Raw genomic sequence first — 15,743 nt, forward strand, 5'->3', positions numbered from 1 at the left:
AGTCGCATGTAGTAGACTTAACATACACTAAAAAACCGCTTGATTTACGCTTAAAAAAAGTTTTAAATTGGGGTTAGCACTCTTAGAGAAAGAGTGCTAAGATGGTTTCAAATGTTTATCACCGAGGTGAAAAATGAGTAAAGATTTATACGCAATGGCACTTACAGTTGGGCAACAAAGCGCAAGCATGGACGGCTACCTTCAAGCGGTTAGCACAATTCCTATGCTTAAAGCTGAGCAAGAGAAAGAGCTAGCAACACGACTTCAAGAAGAAGGCGATCTTAGTGCTGCAAAGCAACTCATTATGTCGCATTTACGCTTTGTAGCACATATTGCTAAAAGCTACTCGGGTTATGGTTTACCGCAAGCCGACTTAATCCAAGAGGGCAATATAGGCCTGATGAAAGCGGTTAAGCGTTTCGACCCAAGTGTGGGTGTACGTTTAGTGTCTTTCGCTGTTCATTGGATTAAAGCAGAAATTCATGAGTTTGTGCTTAAAAATTGGCGCATCGTAAAAGTTGCGACCACTAAAGCGCAACGTAAATTGTTTTTTAATCTTCGTAAAAACAAAAAACGTTTAGGTTGGTTTAACCAAGCTGAAGTAAGCACTGTAGCTAATGAGCTAGGTGTGAGTGAAAAAGAAGTTCGTGAAATGGAATCGCGCATGAGCGGCCAAGACATGGGCTTTGACTTAACGGGCGACGATAACGACGACGCACCAACAAGTACATATTCACCAGTACAATATTTAACAGACGGCTCAGCTGATTTAGCTGACGATATTGAGCAGCAACAATGGCAAGAGCAGTCACATACTCGTTTATTTAGCGCGCTTAAAACGCTAGACGAACGCTCACAAGACATTGTAAGTGCACGCTGGTTGTCTGATGACAAAGCAACACTACAAGAGCTTGCTGAAAAATACAGTGTATCTGCTGAGCGTGTTCGCCAGCTAGAAAAAACAGCGATGAAAAAGCTGCAAAGTGCTATGAGCTAATAGCGCAAAAAATGTAAAACTTAAAAAGCCCTGCATTAATATGCGGGGCTTTTTTTTAACTAAAAAAGCTAACTAAAAAGGTTAATAGAAAGTATCGTTTGTCTTGTTCTGCTTACCTCTAGTCACATCTATGTATCTTTTAATTAAATGTACGCTATTTAAAATTAATGAATAAGTTTGGTTTTAATTTAAATAGATGATTTTAGTTTGTTTTTAATTTGGGTATATGAAAATATTCGCGCACCTGAGCGACTTATCGCTCAAATCGTAGCTTAATTAAGTCATTTAATTGCTGGTTTGTTGCCTTTCAATTTCATTTAACGCGAGTATTTACACTCAATATGAACTCATATTCACTAAAGAAAAAAATCTTGCTATCGGTCGTTCTTGCCCTAGCCGTTATTATTGTATTGCTGTCCTGGAATAGCTATACCTCTCAAAAAGCGTTACTGCTAAAAAGCAGTATTGATAACGTAAGCCAATCTGGTAAGCAACAGGCTACGAGTATTGAAAATTGGCTAGCTAGTCGTCAGCAGATAATTAAATCGGTTGCGAATAAGGTTGAGGACAACACGCTCAGCGCACTACAGCAAGCAGCATTTTCAGGTGGCTTTCAGTTAACTTACTTTGGAGATAGTAGCGGAAAAATGACTGACTCTGATCCCAGTATTGATCGCACCGGCTACGATCCGCGCACTCGTCCATGGTATAAACAAGCACTGCTTCAAAGTAGCACCGTAATTACCAAACCTTATTTAGATACCGCGTATAATCTGTTGGTTGTTTCTATTGCTAAAACCACGCAAAGCGGTGTGGTTGCGGGGGATTTATCGATTGAGGCCTTGGCCGATAGCGTCAATACAATGTCTTTGCCTGCGGATGGGTACGCCATTATGATGCATAAAGATGGCACTGTGGTTGCCTACAAAGACGCTAGAAAAGTAATGGCAGATATTACGCGTATTGACTCGAAAATAAATCATCAATTAATTTTATCTAACAGTCAAAACGGTGAATTTACTCCTGTTTACTTTGAGAGTGAAGACCGAGAGAAGCTAGTTTGGGGTGAAAACATTAACAATACAGATTGGCAGTTGCTGTTTGTATTGGATAAACAAACTTTAGAGGCTCCGCTTATTAGTTTATTGCTGACCCAATTAGTGCTGGTTGCAGTAGCACTTTTACTGAGTGTGTTGGCTATTTCATGGTTATTGGGTGTATTGCTCGCCCCTTTGAGCCGAGTGTCGCAAGCTTTATCAACAATTGCAGATGGTAACGGTGATTTAACCCAGCGTATAACTGTTGATACGCAAGATGAAGTTGGGGTTCTGGCTGGTAGTTTTAATCGTTTTGTTGGCAGCCAACATGAACTGATCAGTCATATTCGTCAATTAGCTACTGACTTAGACTTTGATGCAGAGAAAAGCTTGATCACCAACCAAAGCAGTGTCAGTGAGTTGCAGCGCCAGCAACAAGAAGTGGCTATGGTTGCTACCGCGGTCACAGAAATGGCGAGTGCAACCCATGAAATTGCCGCTAATGCAGAAAACACCGCAACCGCATCGCAACAATCGGCACAAAGTAGCCGTGAAGGTAAGCTGTTAGTTGATAAAACCAGAAACACGATTAATTCACTCGCGGGCGAAATAGACCAAACTACCACAGTTATTGGTGAATTAAGTTTGCATGCTCAGGCTATATCGAGCATTTTAACTACCATTCAAGAAATTGCAGAGCAAACAAATCTCTTAGCACTTAATGCTGCAATAGAGGCCGCCCGTGCGGGATCGCAGGGGCGTGGTTTTGCAGTGGTTGCCGATGAAGTGCGCGTGTTATCAAGAAGAACACAAAACTCTACAGCCGAAATTTATACCACTATAGAAACCTTACAAAACACCACTAAAAAAGCAGTGAGCTTGATGGACAGCAGTAAGGGCTATGCCAACAATAGTGTGGATGATGTAAATGCTGCCGCACACGCACTAGAAGAAATTACTTTGGCGGTAAATGAGATTTCTGATATGGCGGGTCAAATAGCGGTTGCAGCAGAAGAGCAAACGCAAGTGACCAATGAAATTACTAGAAATACGGTTGCCATTAAAGATGTAACCGATGAAATAACTACCTCAGCTACCGCGCATTTAAGCCAAGCCGAAGTATTAAAAGACAGAGCTACAGATCTAAATGCCAAGGTAGCGACATTTGTTTTATAAATACCATACTTATAATTGAGTTAAATTAACTGATGGAGTAAGGTGCTCGCTTACTCCATCAGTTTAATGAAATGGCTTGTTGTTGGGCTATTTGTACATACTTACGTTCTACCAGCTGTGAGATTGGTACCAGTTCAAAGCCTTGCTCAGTGAGCTTAGGTAGCGCTTGGCGTAAAAAGTCGATGGTTTCTGGGTAGGGGTGGGCAATCGCTATGGCAAAGTGATGTTTAGTCGCTTTATATTTTAGCTCATCCAGCCTTTGCTGCAGTTGCTCATGCGTGGTTATATTGTCTAAAAACACATGGCGGCCAATATTTTCAACCCCGATAAAATTTGCCGCATTTTGCGCTTGGCTTAAGTCGGTAGTACGGCTATCTAAAAAGAATAAATTACGTTTTTTAAGTACTTCCATAGTCCACTTCATGGCTTGGCTTTGTTGAGTGAGTGCCGACCCCATATGGTTATTAACCCCTTTTACTTGCGGTAAGCTTGCCAACGCGGTGCCTAAAGTTTTTTGTAGCTGTTCTTTATCCATATTTACGGTGAGCCCGCCAGGCCCGAGTGCTTTACCGTTTAAGGCTTGCATAGGTACATGCAATAAAAGCTCTTTATTTGCTTGGCTGGCAAGCGTGGCAAAAATTTGAGAGTAGGGTGTGTGGGGCAAAATTGAATACGACAATTGCCCTGGTAAGGTAAGAAACTCTAAATCTCGCTGATGATAGCCAATATCATCAATTACGATGGCTATTTGCTTTGCCCAAGCAGTGCTAGATACAAAGCAGATAGCCATCAACAGCCATTTTATTATTTTCACGTTTATAGTTTTTATTATCTTTTTAATTTATTAAGGATATTTTTTAATCTCAGCGCCGGGTAATAAAGCTATCTCAGCAGACATTTTTAGCGCTAACTGCGTTGAATTTACTTAAAACTTATAGCTAAAGAACAGCACAATCTAATAGTGTTAATATTTATTCTGTTATTAAATCGCTTAGCTAGGGTTCAGATTATTTACTATTGCATGCTAAGTAATTGCTTAGCTTTTACTAACTGCAAGTCGCCCAGTATTTTATGTTCAAATTGTGGTGCATTTTTGTTCTGCTCATTTTTTATTATAACGGCTTTATTTGATTGTGGAAGGGTTGCTTGCGCAATTGCTACATCGGGGGTAACTCCTACGCCTTCAATCGATACGCCCGCAGGTGTAAAGTACTTAGCAGTTGTTAATTTTAGCGCTGTATTACCATCACCAAGTGGGATCAAAGATTGCACCGATCCTTTGCCATAAGACTGATTACCAACCACTGTAGCACGCTTATTATCTTTTAAAGCAGCGGCGAGTATTTCAGCCGCAGAGGCCGAATTTTCATTAATAAGCACCACAATAGGCAAGCCTTTAAGTATGTCGCCTCGTTTAGCGTAGTAGGCTTGGTTAGCGTCGTAATAGCGCCCTTTAGTGGTGACTATAGTGCCGCTTTGTAAAAATAGATCCGCTACCGCCACTGCGCTTTGTAAAGTACCACCTGGGTTGTCACGTAAATCAATAACTAACCCTTTAAGGGGCGTGCGATAATCATTTTTAAGTGCAGCTACCTGCAGCGCCACTTCATGTAAGGTGTGATTAGAAAAATTATTTATGGCTAAATACCCAGTGCCTGAGTCGAGTAATTGGCTAGTGGCGCTTTCTAAGTTTATTTCTTTGCGATTTACCGCAAAGCTAATTGGTTGCTGCTGCCCTGCGCGTTTTATTGTTAGTTTAACCGCGTTAAAGCGGGTATCTTTTATCAACGCGGCTACTTGCTCTAAGCTACGTGTTTGCGTGTTTGTATCATTAACACTAACTATAATATCGCCCGCTAAAATACCGGCCTTTTTGGCTGGGGAGTTTTTAACAACGCCAACAATTGTAATATCACTGTCAATGTCTTTCACTTCAATGCCCACGCCAGTGTAATGGCCATTTGTATTATTAAACAAAGCGTCTAAGTCATTTTCATTGAGGTATTTAGAATAAGGGTCTAGCTGGTCGAGTAAAATTTCTACTTGCTGATTATTAAAGGCACCCTGTGCACCTTTTGTCAGTGATAAGTCATCAACATAATAGGCTTTAATGTTGAAGAGTATTTCAGAAATTTGCTGACTTTTAAGATCTTTAACTGAGCTGGCAAGTAATGAATTGCTAAAACAAAAAATAGCAATACAGGTCAATGCGCACAACAAAAACGAATAGCGCGTACGGGAAGAGGGAAATGAGCGTGTTTGTGGTATTTTTTGAGTCATCAGCTGCTCCTAATGCGGTGCAGCTGTTTTATTCACTTAAATACGTCTGCACCATTTAACAGGATTTACTGCGCGTCCTTTGTGGCGTATTTCAAAGTATAGACCAGAATTCGACTGTCCGCCGCTTTGACCTACTAATGCCAGCGTTTCGCCTTCTCGAACCATGTCGCCCACATCTTTTAATAATGTTTGCGCATGGCCGTATAGGCTCATAAAGCCCTCACCATGATCAACCACAATAACCCAGCCAAAGCCTTTAAGCCAATCAGCAAAAACAACTTGGCCATTATTAATACTGTTTACATTAGTGCCTTCTTTTGCACCAATTAACACGCCTTTCCAGTCTATGCCGCCATGTTTGCGCTGACCAAATGTGTGTTTTAGCTTTCCTTTGCTGGGCCAATTAAGCTTGCCTTTGCTTTTATTAAGGCCGAGCAATTCAATTTTTTGAGTCTTCTCTTGCTCAAGTTCTTCAATGGTGGTGATTAATGTTTGCTCGTTGTCTTTTAAGTAATTAATCGAGCTTTTAGTGCTATTGAGCTGTGCTTGTAAGTTTTTAAGATTAGTTTGGCGCTCGCTTTGGGCATTTACTAGCGCGCTTTGGCGTCTTTTTTGTTCTTCAAATAAGGCGGCTAATTTTTGTTTGGTTTTGGCAAGTGCAGCTTGGTTTTCTGCAATTTGTTGTTGTAGTACTTTAAGCTCTTCAATTTGCTCTATGCGCGCTTTATTTAAATAGTTGTAATAGCTTAAGGTACGCTCAAATTTAGCTGTGTCTTGTTGGTTTAAAAGCATTTTGGGGTAGTCGTCGCCCCCAGCCATGTAAGCACTTTTTAGCTGGGCCGCTAAAATGGCTTGAAATTGCGCGTGTTGCGCTTTTAATTGCTGTGCTTTTTGTTGCTGTGCTTGTTGTTTTTGCTCGGTTTCTTTTACTGATTGCTCAGCCATATTGAGGGCTTTGGCATTTTTAGCTATTTCTAACTCGTGTTTTTTTAAGTTTTTTTGCAGTGCAGCAATTTTTTTTCGCTGTGCGTTGTACTCTGCTTGGCTTTGCTCTAATGCAGATTGCACTTCAGATAGGTCTTTTTTAGTGCGGTTTTCGTTAGCGATTGCAGGGGCAACCACTAACGAAACCAATACAAATGTATAAACACTAAACCAATTTACTGGTTTGCTCATGTGTTATTTCAACGTCATGATTGGCGTACCGGTCATTTCGCTTGGTTGCTCCATGCCCATAAGGTGTAGCATAGTAGGTGCTACATCACTTAATGCTTTGCCTTCACTTGGCGTTGCATCGCGTCCTACATAAATAAATGGCACTGGCTCGCTAGTGTGAGCGGTATGAGCTTGGCCCGTGGCAGTATTTGCCATTTGCTCTGCATTACCGTGATCGGCTGTGATAAGCGCTTCACCACCAAACTCATCTAGCGCTTCTACCACGCGGCCTATACATGCATCAACTGCTTCACAGGCTTTAACCGCGGCTTCAAACACACCAGAGTGACCCACCATATCGCCATTCGGGTAATTACAAATAATGGCATCAAACTTACCGCTTTTAATGGCTTCAATAAGTTTGTCGGTTAGCATTTCAGAATTCATTTCTGGCTGAAGGTCGTAAGTGGCAACCTGTGGAGAAGGAATTAATTCGCGTGATTCGCCTTCAAATTCATCTTCGCGTCCGCCACTAAAGAAAAACGTAACATGAGCGTATTTTTCTGTTTCAGAGATACGTAGCTGCGTTTTGCCATTTTTTTCAAGCCATTCACCTAATACGTTTACCAGTGGCGTAGGGCCAAATGCGACAGGGGCATCAATATCGGCTGAGTATTCTGTCATCATTACAAATGCGCTTAACTGTGGTGATTTTTTCTTTTCGAACCCATCAAAGCCTGGCTCTACAAAGGCACGGGTAATTTCACGGGCACGGTCGGCTCTAAAATTAGCAAAGATGATGGTGTCGCCATCATTAATTTGTGCTGCTTCAGTGCCTTGTGGCGTAATGGTGGTTGGTGCTACAAACTCATCGTTTTCGTCGCGCTCATAGGCGGCTTCTAATGCCGATACACCATCAGCATAATTAAATTCGCCTTCACCTAATGCCATTACATTGTAGGCTTTTTCTACACGGTTCCAACGGTTGTCTCTGTCCATGGCGTAATAACGGCCCACAAGAGACGCTAAGCGGCCACAATTTAGCTCGGCAAATAAGGCTTCTATACGCTCTATTGATGCTTTAGCACTGCGTGGTGGTGTATCACGGCCATCTAAAAAGCCATGAAAGTATACTTCTTTTGCACCGCGTTTAGCGGCTAATTGAATACTTGCGACAATATGATCTTCGTGGCTGTGAACACCACCTGGGCTTAATAAACCCATAATATGCACGGCTTTGCCTGCAGCGACTGCTTTATCGATGTTTTCAACAAGGGCAGGGGTTGAGTCAAATTCGCCATCGTTGATTGCTTTGGTAATGCGAGTAAAATCTTGATAAACAACACGACCAGCACCTAAATTTACATGGCCTACTTCTGAGTTACCCATTTGCCCTTCAGGTAAGCCTACATCTAAACCTGAGCCTGAAATTAATGTGCGTGGACGGGTTGCCCATAGGTTGTCTAAAACGGGGGTGTTGGCCGCAAGAATCGCATTGCTTTGCTCATCTTCGCGGTATCCCCAACCGTCTAAAATCATTAATACCAGTGGTTTTTTATGCTCTGTCATAATAGCTCCTGAAAATTAGCACCTGTTGATGGGTACTGTGCGCCGAAAAGGTTATCTGGTTAGTTTTAGCATACCGTGTTTTAGCGCCAGAATCAGCACTGAGAACAAGATATTAAATTTTTTACTTACTTTCATATATGGGGTGCTTTATGTGTTTTTAAAGCGCAGCAAACTCGCATTTTAACTTGGTTTGGGTATACTTGCGTGGCTAAAGTACAAAATACCTAGAATATTAGGGCGTGTTGCACTTTGGTGGCTGAATTTGCAGCAGTATGTTTGGTTTTTAGGTAAGGCAGAGCCTATGAAGTGTGGTTACCCCTCATAAATAGGCGATAACGTAGCATAAATACCAAACATGCGCTGCCCGTTGGGTTCTTTCTAGGGACTATTACCTTTTTGTTACCTACATGGATGTAGGTAAGGGGCGTGAGCAGGACGCGGAAGCTTTGCTTGGTTTTTACTTAGCCCACTAGGTTACAAATCTCGCGCCGCGATTTAATCGCCCCTAGATTGAATAAATTTCAATCCACAAAGGCCAACACGCCCTAGGTTTAGAACATAATTTCATAGTGGAAGTAGAATGGATCAATATATTGAATTTATTACAAATCATCCTATTTTAAGCCTAGCTTGGGTTGGTCTTGTATTCCTTATTGTAAGCGGCTGGATAAAGAGCAAGTTTTCAGCAGTGAGAGAAATAAACCCACAGCAATTAACACTTCTTATTAATCGTGAAGATGGCAAAGTAGTTGATATTCGTGCTCAAAAAGAATTTAACGCAGGTCGTATTGCGGGTGCTGAACACTTAAGCCCTGAAAAAGCAAAACAATCTGACTTTTCAAGCCTTGAAAAGCACAAGAGCAAACCCATTATACTAGTATGTGCCACAGGCATGACTGCTCAAGGTATTGCTAATGCAATGCATAAAGCAGGCTTTGAATCGGTTTATGTATTATCAGGTGGTATGGGGTCGTGGCAATCTGCCAGCCTTCCAACTACAACAGGTCGCTAATCAGTTTAGTAGTACCGATAGAGGATTTATTATGAGTAATGTTGTTTTATACACCAAAGCGTACTGTCCATTTTGCCAACGTGCTATTGCACTTTTAAACAGTAAAGGCGTTGAGTACACAAATATTGATATTGGTGTTCAACCAGAGCTTCGCGATGAAATGATTGCTAAAGCAGGTGGTGCAAGCACAGTACCGCAAATTTTTATTAATGATGAACATATCGGTGGCTGCGACGACATGATGGCTATTGAAGCGCAAGGTAAACTTGACGCTAAGCTAAATGCTTAATTTTAATTATAAAAACTAACACGTAGGAAGCACAATGAACGAAGAAAATCAAAACGCAGCAGCACAAGAAGGTGGCGCACAATTTACTATTCAACGTATTTACACTAAAGATGTATCGTTTGAAACGCCTAACTCGCCTGCGATTTTTCAAAAAGAATGGACGCCAGAAGTTAAGCTAGACCTAGACACGCGCTCTAATAAGCTAGACGAAGGTGTGTTTGAAGTGGTTTTAGCACTAACGGTTACTGCTTCTATCGGTGAAGAAACTGCGTTTTTATGTGAAATTCAGCAAGCCGGTATTTTTACAGTTGGTGAGCTTGAAGAAGTACAACTAGCACATATGCTAGGTGCATACTGCCCTAACGTGTTATTCCCATACGCGCGTGAAGCCGTATCTAATCTTGTTAACCGTGGTACTTTCCCACAGCTTAACCTTGCGCCAGTGAACTTTGATGCGTTATTTGCACAATACATGCAACAACGTACTGCGCAAGCTGAGCAGGTTTCAGCAGACGCATAATTTATGAGTACAGCAACTTCAGCTGTTACTGTATTAGGAGCGGGGTCTTACGGCACCGCTCTTGCTATTTGCTTAGCCCGAAATGGTCACCAAGTGACACTTTGGGGTCGCAATAGCGACGACGTTGCCACGCTTGCAGCTGAGCGGAAAAATCAACGTTACCTTCCTGATGTACCATTCCCCGACACTCTTTTATTACAAGCCGATTTACAACAAGCCGTAGCCAGCAGTGCCATTGTACTTGTGGTTGTGCCAAGCCATGCCTTTGCAGATACATTGCAGCAAATTAAACCTGCGCTGGTTGAAGGTGCGCAAGTTGCGTGGGCAACAAAAGGGCTTGAGCCAAATACTGGTCGCTTGTTACAAGAGGTTGCCCTGCAGGAACTAGGTGATGAAATGCCGCTTGCGGTTTTATCAGGCCCAACCTTTGCAAAAGAAATGGCAATGGGGCTACCTACTGCTATATCGGTGTCGTCTACCTCAACGGAGTTTGCGCAACAACTTGCAGATTTACTCCATTGTGGGCGCTCGTTCCGCGTGTACAACAACGATGACTTTATTGGCATTCAGTTAGGTGGCGCGGTTAAAAACGTAATAGCCATTGGTGCTGGTATGTCTGATGGGGTGGGCTTTGGAGCTAATGCACGTACTGCACTGATCACTCGCGGCTTAGCTGAGCTAACGCGCTTAGGATGTGCCTTGGGGGCAAAGCAAGAAACCTTTATGGGTATGGCTGGACTTGGCGATTTAATCTTAACATGTACCGACAATCAATCGCGCAACCGTCGCTTTGGTTTGGCTTTAGGTAAAGGTGAAGGGGTTGATGCTGCTATTGAGTCTATCGGGCAAGTTGTTGAAGGCTTTAGAAACACAAAAGAAGTGTATTTATTAGCACAACGCGCCGGTGTAGAAATGCCTATTACTGAGCAAATTTATAAAGTACTTTATGAAAATAAAGATATGAAAGAAGCCGCCATGGCACTATTAGGCCGAGAGCAGCGCGCCGAATAAATGAGCATATAATGCTCACTTTATTAAAAGCATGAACTTGCTTTGCTATTAAAAAAACCGACGCTATGTCGGTTTTTTATTGTTTAGTACAAGGTGCTTATTGCGCGTTAGGAAAGCCTAGCTGGCGCCATGATTCATAAACGAATACTGCTACAGCGTTAGATAGGTTCATACTACGGCTATTGGGCTGCATAGGAATGCGCACACGCTGATCGTTAGGCAGCGCTTGAATCATCTCATCGGGGAGACCGCGAGTTTCGGGTCCAAACACCAAGCAATCACCGGCTTCATAACTGGCTTCGTAATGAAACTGGCTGCCTTTAGTGGTGCATGCATACACTTTTTTAGGTTGGCACTTTTCAAGGTAGGCTTCAAACGAGGCATGGCGCTGTACGTTACTAAACTCGTGGTAATCTAGCCCGGCACGTTTTACTCGCTTATCGTCCCACTCAAAACCTAATGGCTCAATTAAATGCAATGAGTAACCTGTGTTTGCACACAAGCGTATGATATTTCCTGTATTTGGTGGAATTTCAGGTTGATATAAAACGATATCCAGCATAATGCGCCTTTCTATTAATCTATAATTTGACGAGTGGCAGTATACACGAAACCGGTAAAAAAAATGATATACTCGCGCCATTGAATACCGCAAGTAGTGAATATTAACGTGCATCACCGTAGTTACGAATTTTGGGTTAAAACATCAAGCATAGTTACCATGGTTATGGTTAGCTTAATGATAGCCGCTAAAACCTGGGCGTGGTTGGCATCGGGTTCAGCTTCTATGCTTGGCTCATTAACCGATTCATTAATGGATATTACCGCCACGGCCATGAGCTTTTTAGTGCTAGGGTATGCACTGCGCCCAGCAGATGACGATCACCGTTTTGGTCATGGCAAAGCAGAAGCCCTAGCCGGACTTGGTCAGGCTGCGTTTATAGCAGGGTCGGGGTGCTTATTGGCGTTTCACGGTATTGAGCGATTATTTAACCCAATTGTGCTTAGTCATTCACTGTTGGGTGTGTGGGTGAGTATATTTGCTATTGCTTGTACGTTAGTGATTGTGTTTTTTCAGATCAAAGTGGTTAAGCATACCGAATCCATCGCTATTAAAGCAGACTCGGTGCATTACAAAGGGGATTTAATTTTAAATGCCGCGGTATTACTTGCTATTTTGCTCTCATACTATGGGGTGTTATACGCAGATCCGCTGTTTGCCATAGGCGTTGCCGGTTACTTACTTTATAACAGTTGGGATATTGCGTGTGAGAGTGCCGATCATCTTATGGATAAAGAACTCCCAGATGATGAAAAGCAAAGTATTTTAGATATTGCTAATGCACATAAAGATGTACACGGTGTACATGATATCCGCACTCGCCAAGGCGGTAAAATTAAGTTTATGCAAATGCACTTAGAGCTTGATGACCATTTAAGTTTAATACGTGCCCACAATGTAGCTGACGATGTAGAAAAGGCGCTTGCCGAGCGCTTTGACTCAGAGGTTGATATTTTAATTCATCTAGATCCGCTCTCGGTGGTACCTAAGTATCAAACGAAGAACAAAACTGATACAAGCGCATAAGCACAGGTTTTCTAATTTCGTCGCGTTCAAACAATAACTCGTGCTTAGCCCCTGCAAAGCTTTTCAGCTCGGCATTAGGGAGCCTATTTACGAGCTTTTGTTGCGCGTTGTTATCAACCACTTCATCGTTTTGTGCGCTGGCAATAAAAATAGGGAGGTTGATTGTGTGGGTATCCACGGCAGACATAAAAGCAAAGCTTGCATTTAACCAGCCATATGTAACGCCACCTAACTGTAAAAGAGGCTGTTGCTGATAAGTGAGCCTAAATAGGTTGTACCGCACTTGGCTGCTGGTTAAGGTATTAAGCGCAAATTCTTCTGGGTTGTAATCGTTTTGCCCTAGCGCATAACTGTAGCCAAAACCGAGCTTTGTGGCGGCGCGGGCTATAAATTTAGCCACCGGTTTAGGAATACCTTTAGTGTAAATATCAAACATGGGCGCTGATAAAAACGCACCGCTGAAAGTATGCGGGTAATTTGCAAAATAATCGTACGCTATAGCGCCGCCCATAGAGTGGGCTAATAATATTTTTTTGCCTTGCCAGTTTTTATTTACAATATGTTGATTAAATAAATCTAAGTCGGCACTGTAGTCACTAAAGCGTTTTACATACCCTTTGTGCTTATTTTTTAACGGTCGATACGAGCGGCCTTGCCCTTGGTGGTCGGCTATAAATACCGCATAGTTATTAGTGTAAAGCTCCCACAGCAGCTCTTTGTATTTTTCAAGCCCTTCTATGCGCCCAGAGCTAATTACTATGGCAGTGTTAGCTGTTTCTGGCACTGCGTAAGCAAAAAACAGTTTACCTTCAGATGCATTAAAATAGTTTTTATTAAGTACATTTTCGTAAAAGTGATTAATGCGTGCTTGGTTACTTTCAAGCGCTGATTCGGTACTGTAAAACATGCTTACTCTTTAATTAGTGGCAGGGTGATATTGGCACAAAGCCCGCCTTTTTCTTTATTAGATAGCGCTAAACTACCGCCGTGGGCAATAATAGCATTTTTAGCGATAGCTAAGCCAAGCCCTGTGCCGCCACTTACTCTGTCGCGAGCGTCAGATTGCCTAAAAAAGGGCTCACAAAGCTTGCTCAGTTGCTCATTTGGAACGCCAGGGCCATCGTCGCAAATCTCTATATAGATTTGGTTGTTATAGTTTACGTTAAAGCTAATGTTGCTGTGCGCGTATTTTATTGCGTTACGTAATAGGTTTTCGAGTGCGCTGGCAATTAATGATTCATCGCAGCTTAGCATTACATCGGCATTGCCACTAAAAGTAAGTGTTTTAGTATTTTGCTTGGCTTCAAACTGCGCATCGTTTAATACGTGCTCTACTATATCTTTTAACGATTGCTTTTGTAGTGACAGTGTTTGGCTTTGCGCTTCTAAACGCGACACTTGCAGGACGTCGGCAATCATTTTATCAAGCTGGTTTGCTTCTTTTTCTATACGTAATAAATACGATTGGCTTGCCTCGTTGGCTTGCATTTGTGCAAGCCCCGTTGCCATTTTTAAACGCGTAAGTGGGGAGCGCAACTCATGAGATATATCAGCCAGTAAGCGCTTTTGGGCACTAATAAGTTGTTCAAGCTGATTAGCCATACTGTTAAAGTCGCGCCCAAGCACCCCTAACTCGTCTTTTCTGCTTGCAGGTATGGCAACTCGCGCTGATAAATCGCCTGATGAAAGCTTTATAGCTGCTTTTTTAAGGCTGTTAATTGGGGCGATTAAATTGCGACTAAAAATAAAACTCAGGATTAAAGAGGCAAAAATAGCTACGAGTACTTTCATCCAATTCGGCATTAACTTAAAGCGCATGAGCAAAGGAGGTTGGTGGTTAATGTCTATTTCGTAGAGGTAAAACTGCCCCTCTGGCACGTTAATATTAACAGGGCCGAAAGCTTGGTATTTTTCGGTAAAAATGACCTGTGGCGCCAAGTTTTGACTAAAGCTAAGTAAGTTTAAATCTATTTCAGCGGGGATCTCTTTATTGCTTAATGCGTCTTCGGGTTGTGCTGCGCCTAAAAATAAAATCTTTCGTTTTGAAAGCCTAGGGTGCGATAAAACATCAGCAAGGGTGCGCTTGTGCTTAGTGGCGCTTCGCTCAATGCTTTTGGCAGTATAAATTAGGTTTTTTTTCATTGGCCCACGCAAAGGCTCGGTGCTTACTGCATTAATTGCCGTAATGTTGCTTAAGAATATAAGCGCAGCCACCGTGCCTGTTATTGTTAGCCAAAACCAAATAAATATTTTAAAAAATAAATAATGCCGAGGGTGCTTTAGCCATGCAAAGTAATGTTTATTACTCACCTTGGATGAAGACATAACCTGTTCCTCGCATTGTTTTTATTCGCTCGCCTTGAATATGCTCAGCTATTTTTTTACGAATATTGCTAACGTGCATATCAATTGAGCGGTCGAACGAAGCTAAGCGCCTGCCTAATACTTCTTCACTTATTTGCTCTTTACTGACAACTTCGCCGGCGTTTTTAATTAGTAACACCAGTACTTCGTACTCTGTGCCAGTAAGCGTGAGGGTGTGCTCGTTAATAGCGGCCTCTCGGGCTGCCAAATTAACCGTAATGCCATTTATATTCATTTTGCTAGGCGTTGCAACGTTTAGGCTATTTATGTGCTCTATACGGCGGGTAATGGCTTTTACACGGGCAAGTAACTCGCGGTGATTAAATGGCTTGGGTATGTAGTCGTCTGCGCCAAGCTCTAAGCCAAAAATGCGATCAAAGTCTTCGCCTTTTGCAGTGAGCATAATAACCGGTGTTAGCTTTGTTTGCCTAAGTTGTTTAAGTACTTCAAAGCCATCAAGGGTGGGGAGCATGACATCAAGCAATATCAGCGCGTAGTCATTTGATAGAGCAAGCTTTAAGCCTTGCTCGCCATCGTGAACGCTTTGTACGTCAAAACCTTGCGCGGCTAAATATTCAGTAAGTAGTTCGCACAAACCTGTGTCGTCATCAATCATTAATAGCTTCATTTCAAACCCTTAGGCAATTTCTATATGGTTATTTTACTTCTTAAATTGTGCAAAAGTGAATCTTTACACAACCTTTACACTGCTTTGCGTTACTTTGCGTTGAGTTATGTATAGTTA

The 15,743-nt window shown here is 42.2% G+C and carries 15 protein-coding genes; 7 read left to right on the plus strand and 8 right to left on the minus strand.

Annotation, left to right across the window (positions count from 1 at the left end):
• Positions 1–133: 133 nt before the first annotated feature.
• Positions 134–997, plus strand: a complete 864-nt coding sequence (gene rpoH / locus OIZ54_RS14640; RefSeq protein ID WP_004588621.1) for an RNA polymerase sigma factor RpoH — start codon at positions 134–136, stop codon at positions 995–997.
• A 341-nt stretch (positions 998–1,338) separates the two neighbouring features.
• A complete protein-coding gene (locus OIZ54_RS14645; RefSeq protein ID WP_264390685.1) occupies positions 1,339–3,210 on the plus strand; it encodes a methyl-accepting chemotaxis protein in 1,872 nt (623 codons plus the stop codon).
• 58 nt (positions 3,211–3,268) lie between these two features.
• Here OIZ54_RS14645 and OIZ54_RS14650 read toward each other — a convergent pair whose 3' ends face one another.
• The 4 genes from OIZ54_RS14650 to gpmM form a co-directional block, all read right to left on the minus strand.
• A complete protein-coding gene (locus tag OIZ54_RS14650) occupies positions 3,269–4,000 on the minus strand; it encodes a divergent polysaccharide deacetylase family protein (RefSeq protein ID WP_264390686.1) in 732 nt (243 codons plus the stop codon).
• Between the two features lie 224 nt (positions 4,001–4,224).
• Complete coding sequence (locus tag OIZ54_RS14655) at positions 4,225–5,490, minus strand: S41 family peptidase (protein ID WP_264390687.1); 1,266 nt, start codon at positions 5,488–5,490, stop codon at positions 4,225–4,227.
• A 36-nt stretch (positions 5,491–5,526) separates the two neighbouring features.
• Positions 5,527–6,666 carry a murein hydrolase activator EnvC family protein gene (locus tag OIZ54_RS14660; protein ID WP_264390688.1) on the minus strand — a complete coding sequence of 380 codons (1,140 nt, stop codon included), beginning with the start codon at positions 6,664–6,666 and terminating at the stop codon, positions 5,527–5,529.
• Between the two features lie 3 nt (positions 6,667–6,669).
• Complete coding sequence (gpmM, locus tag OIZ54_RS14665; RefSeq protein ID WP_004588617.1) at positions 6,670–8,214, minus strand: 2,3-bisphosphoglycerate-independent phosphoglycerate mutase; 1,545 nt, start codon at positions 8,212–8,214, stop codon at positions 6,670–6,672.
• Between the two features lie 580 nt (positions 8,215–8,794).
• Here gpmM and OIZ54_RS14670 point away from each other — a divergent pair.
• From OIZ54_RS14670 to gpsA, 4 genes are read left to right on the plus strand one after another with little or no spacing between them, the layout of a single operon-like run.
• Entirely contained in the window at positions 8,795–9,226 is a 432-nt protein-coding gene (locus tag OIZ54_RS14670; protein ID WP_004588616.1) for a rhodanese-like domain-containing protein, read from the plus strand.
• Between the two features lie 31 nt (positions 9,227–9,257).
• Positions 9,258–9,515, plus strand: a complete 258-nt coding sequence (grxC, locus tag OIZ54_RS14675; protein ID WP_264390689.1) for a glutaredoxin 3 — start codon at positions 9,258–9,260, stop codon at positions 9,513–9,515.
• 34 nt (positions 9,516–9,549) lie between these two features.
• Positions 9,550–10,035, plus strand: a complete 486-nt coding sequence (gene secB, locus OIZ54_RS14680; RefSeq protein ID WP_004588614.1) for a protein-export chaperone SecB — start codon at positions 9,550–9,552, stop codon at positions 10,033–10,035.
• Positions 10,036–10,038: 3 nt separating this feature from the next.
• Positions 10,039–11,046: an NAD(P)H-dependent glycerol-3-phosphate dehydrogenase gene (gpsA, locus tag OIZ54_RS14685; protein ID WP_024031407.1), complete on the plus strand. Its 1,008-nt coding sequence runs from the start codon at positions 10,039–10,041 to the stop codon at positions 11,044–11,046.
• A gap of 97 nt (positions 11,047–11,143) precedes the next feature.
• Here the strand turns inward: gpsA and trmL are convergent, their stop codons facing one another.
• Positions 11,144–11,608, minus strand: coding sequence for a tRNA (uridine(34)/cytosine(34)/5-carboxymethylaminomethyluridine(34)-2'-O)-methyltransferase TrmL (trmL, locus tag OIZ54_RS14690; protein WP_264390690.1), 465 nt, complete (start codon positions 11,606–11,608; stop codon positions 11,144–11,146).
• A 159-nt stretch (positions 11,609–11,767) separates the two neighbouring features.
• Here trmL and OIZ54_RS14695 point away from each other — a divergent pair, with 159 nt between their 5' ends.
• Positions 11,768–12,634: a cation diffusion facilitator family transporter gene (locus tag OIZ54_RS14695; protein WP_084554422.1), complete on the plus strand. Its 867-nt coding sequence runs from the start codon at positions 11,768–11,770 to the stop codon at positions 12,632–12,634.
• On the opposite strand, the gene OIZ54_RS14700 is transcribed toward OIZ54_RS14695, so the two are convergent.
• Genes OIZ54_RS14700 through OIZ54_RS14710 form a run of 3 tightly spaced genes read right to left on the minus strand, consistent with a single transcriptional unit; the run spans position 12,594 to position 15,626 of the window.
• A complete protein-coding gene (locus OIZ54_RS14700) occupies positions 12,594–13,541 on the minus strand; it encodes an alpha/beta fold hydrolase (RefSeq protein WP_264390691.1) in 948 nt (315 codons plus the stop codon). The two genes, OIZ54_RS14695 and OIZ54_RS14700, sit on opposite strands and share 41 nt — an antisense overlap.
• A 2-nt stretch (positions 13,542–13,543) precedes the next feature.
• Positions 13,544–14,959 carry an ATP-binding protein gene (locus OIZ54_RS14705; RefSeq protein WP_264390692.1) on the minus strand — a complete coding sequence of 472 codons (1,416 nt, stop codon included), beginning with the start codon at positions 14,957–14,959 and terminating at the stop codon, positions 13,544–13,546.
• The gene (locus OIZ54_RS14710) at positions 14,937–15,626 is read right to left on the minus strand and encodes a response regulator (RefSeq protein WP_004588608.1); all 690 of its coding nucleotides are present in this window, start codon (positions 15,624–15,626) and stop codon (positions 14,937–14,939) included. The genes OIZ54_RS14705 and OIZ54_RS14710 overlap by 23 nt, the downstream gene beginning before the upstream one ends.
• Positions 15,627–15,743: the final 117 nt, after the last annotated feature.

Origin of the sequence: Pseudoalteromonas sp. A3 (assembly GCF_025942345.1) — a bacterium.
Lineage (GTDB): Bacteria > Pseudomonadota > Gammaproteobacteria > Enterobacterales > Alteromonadaceae > Pseudoalteromonas > Pseudoalteromonas atlantica.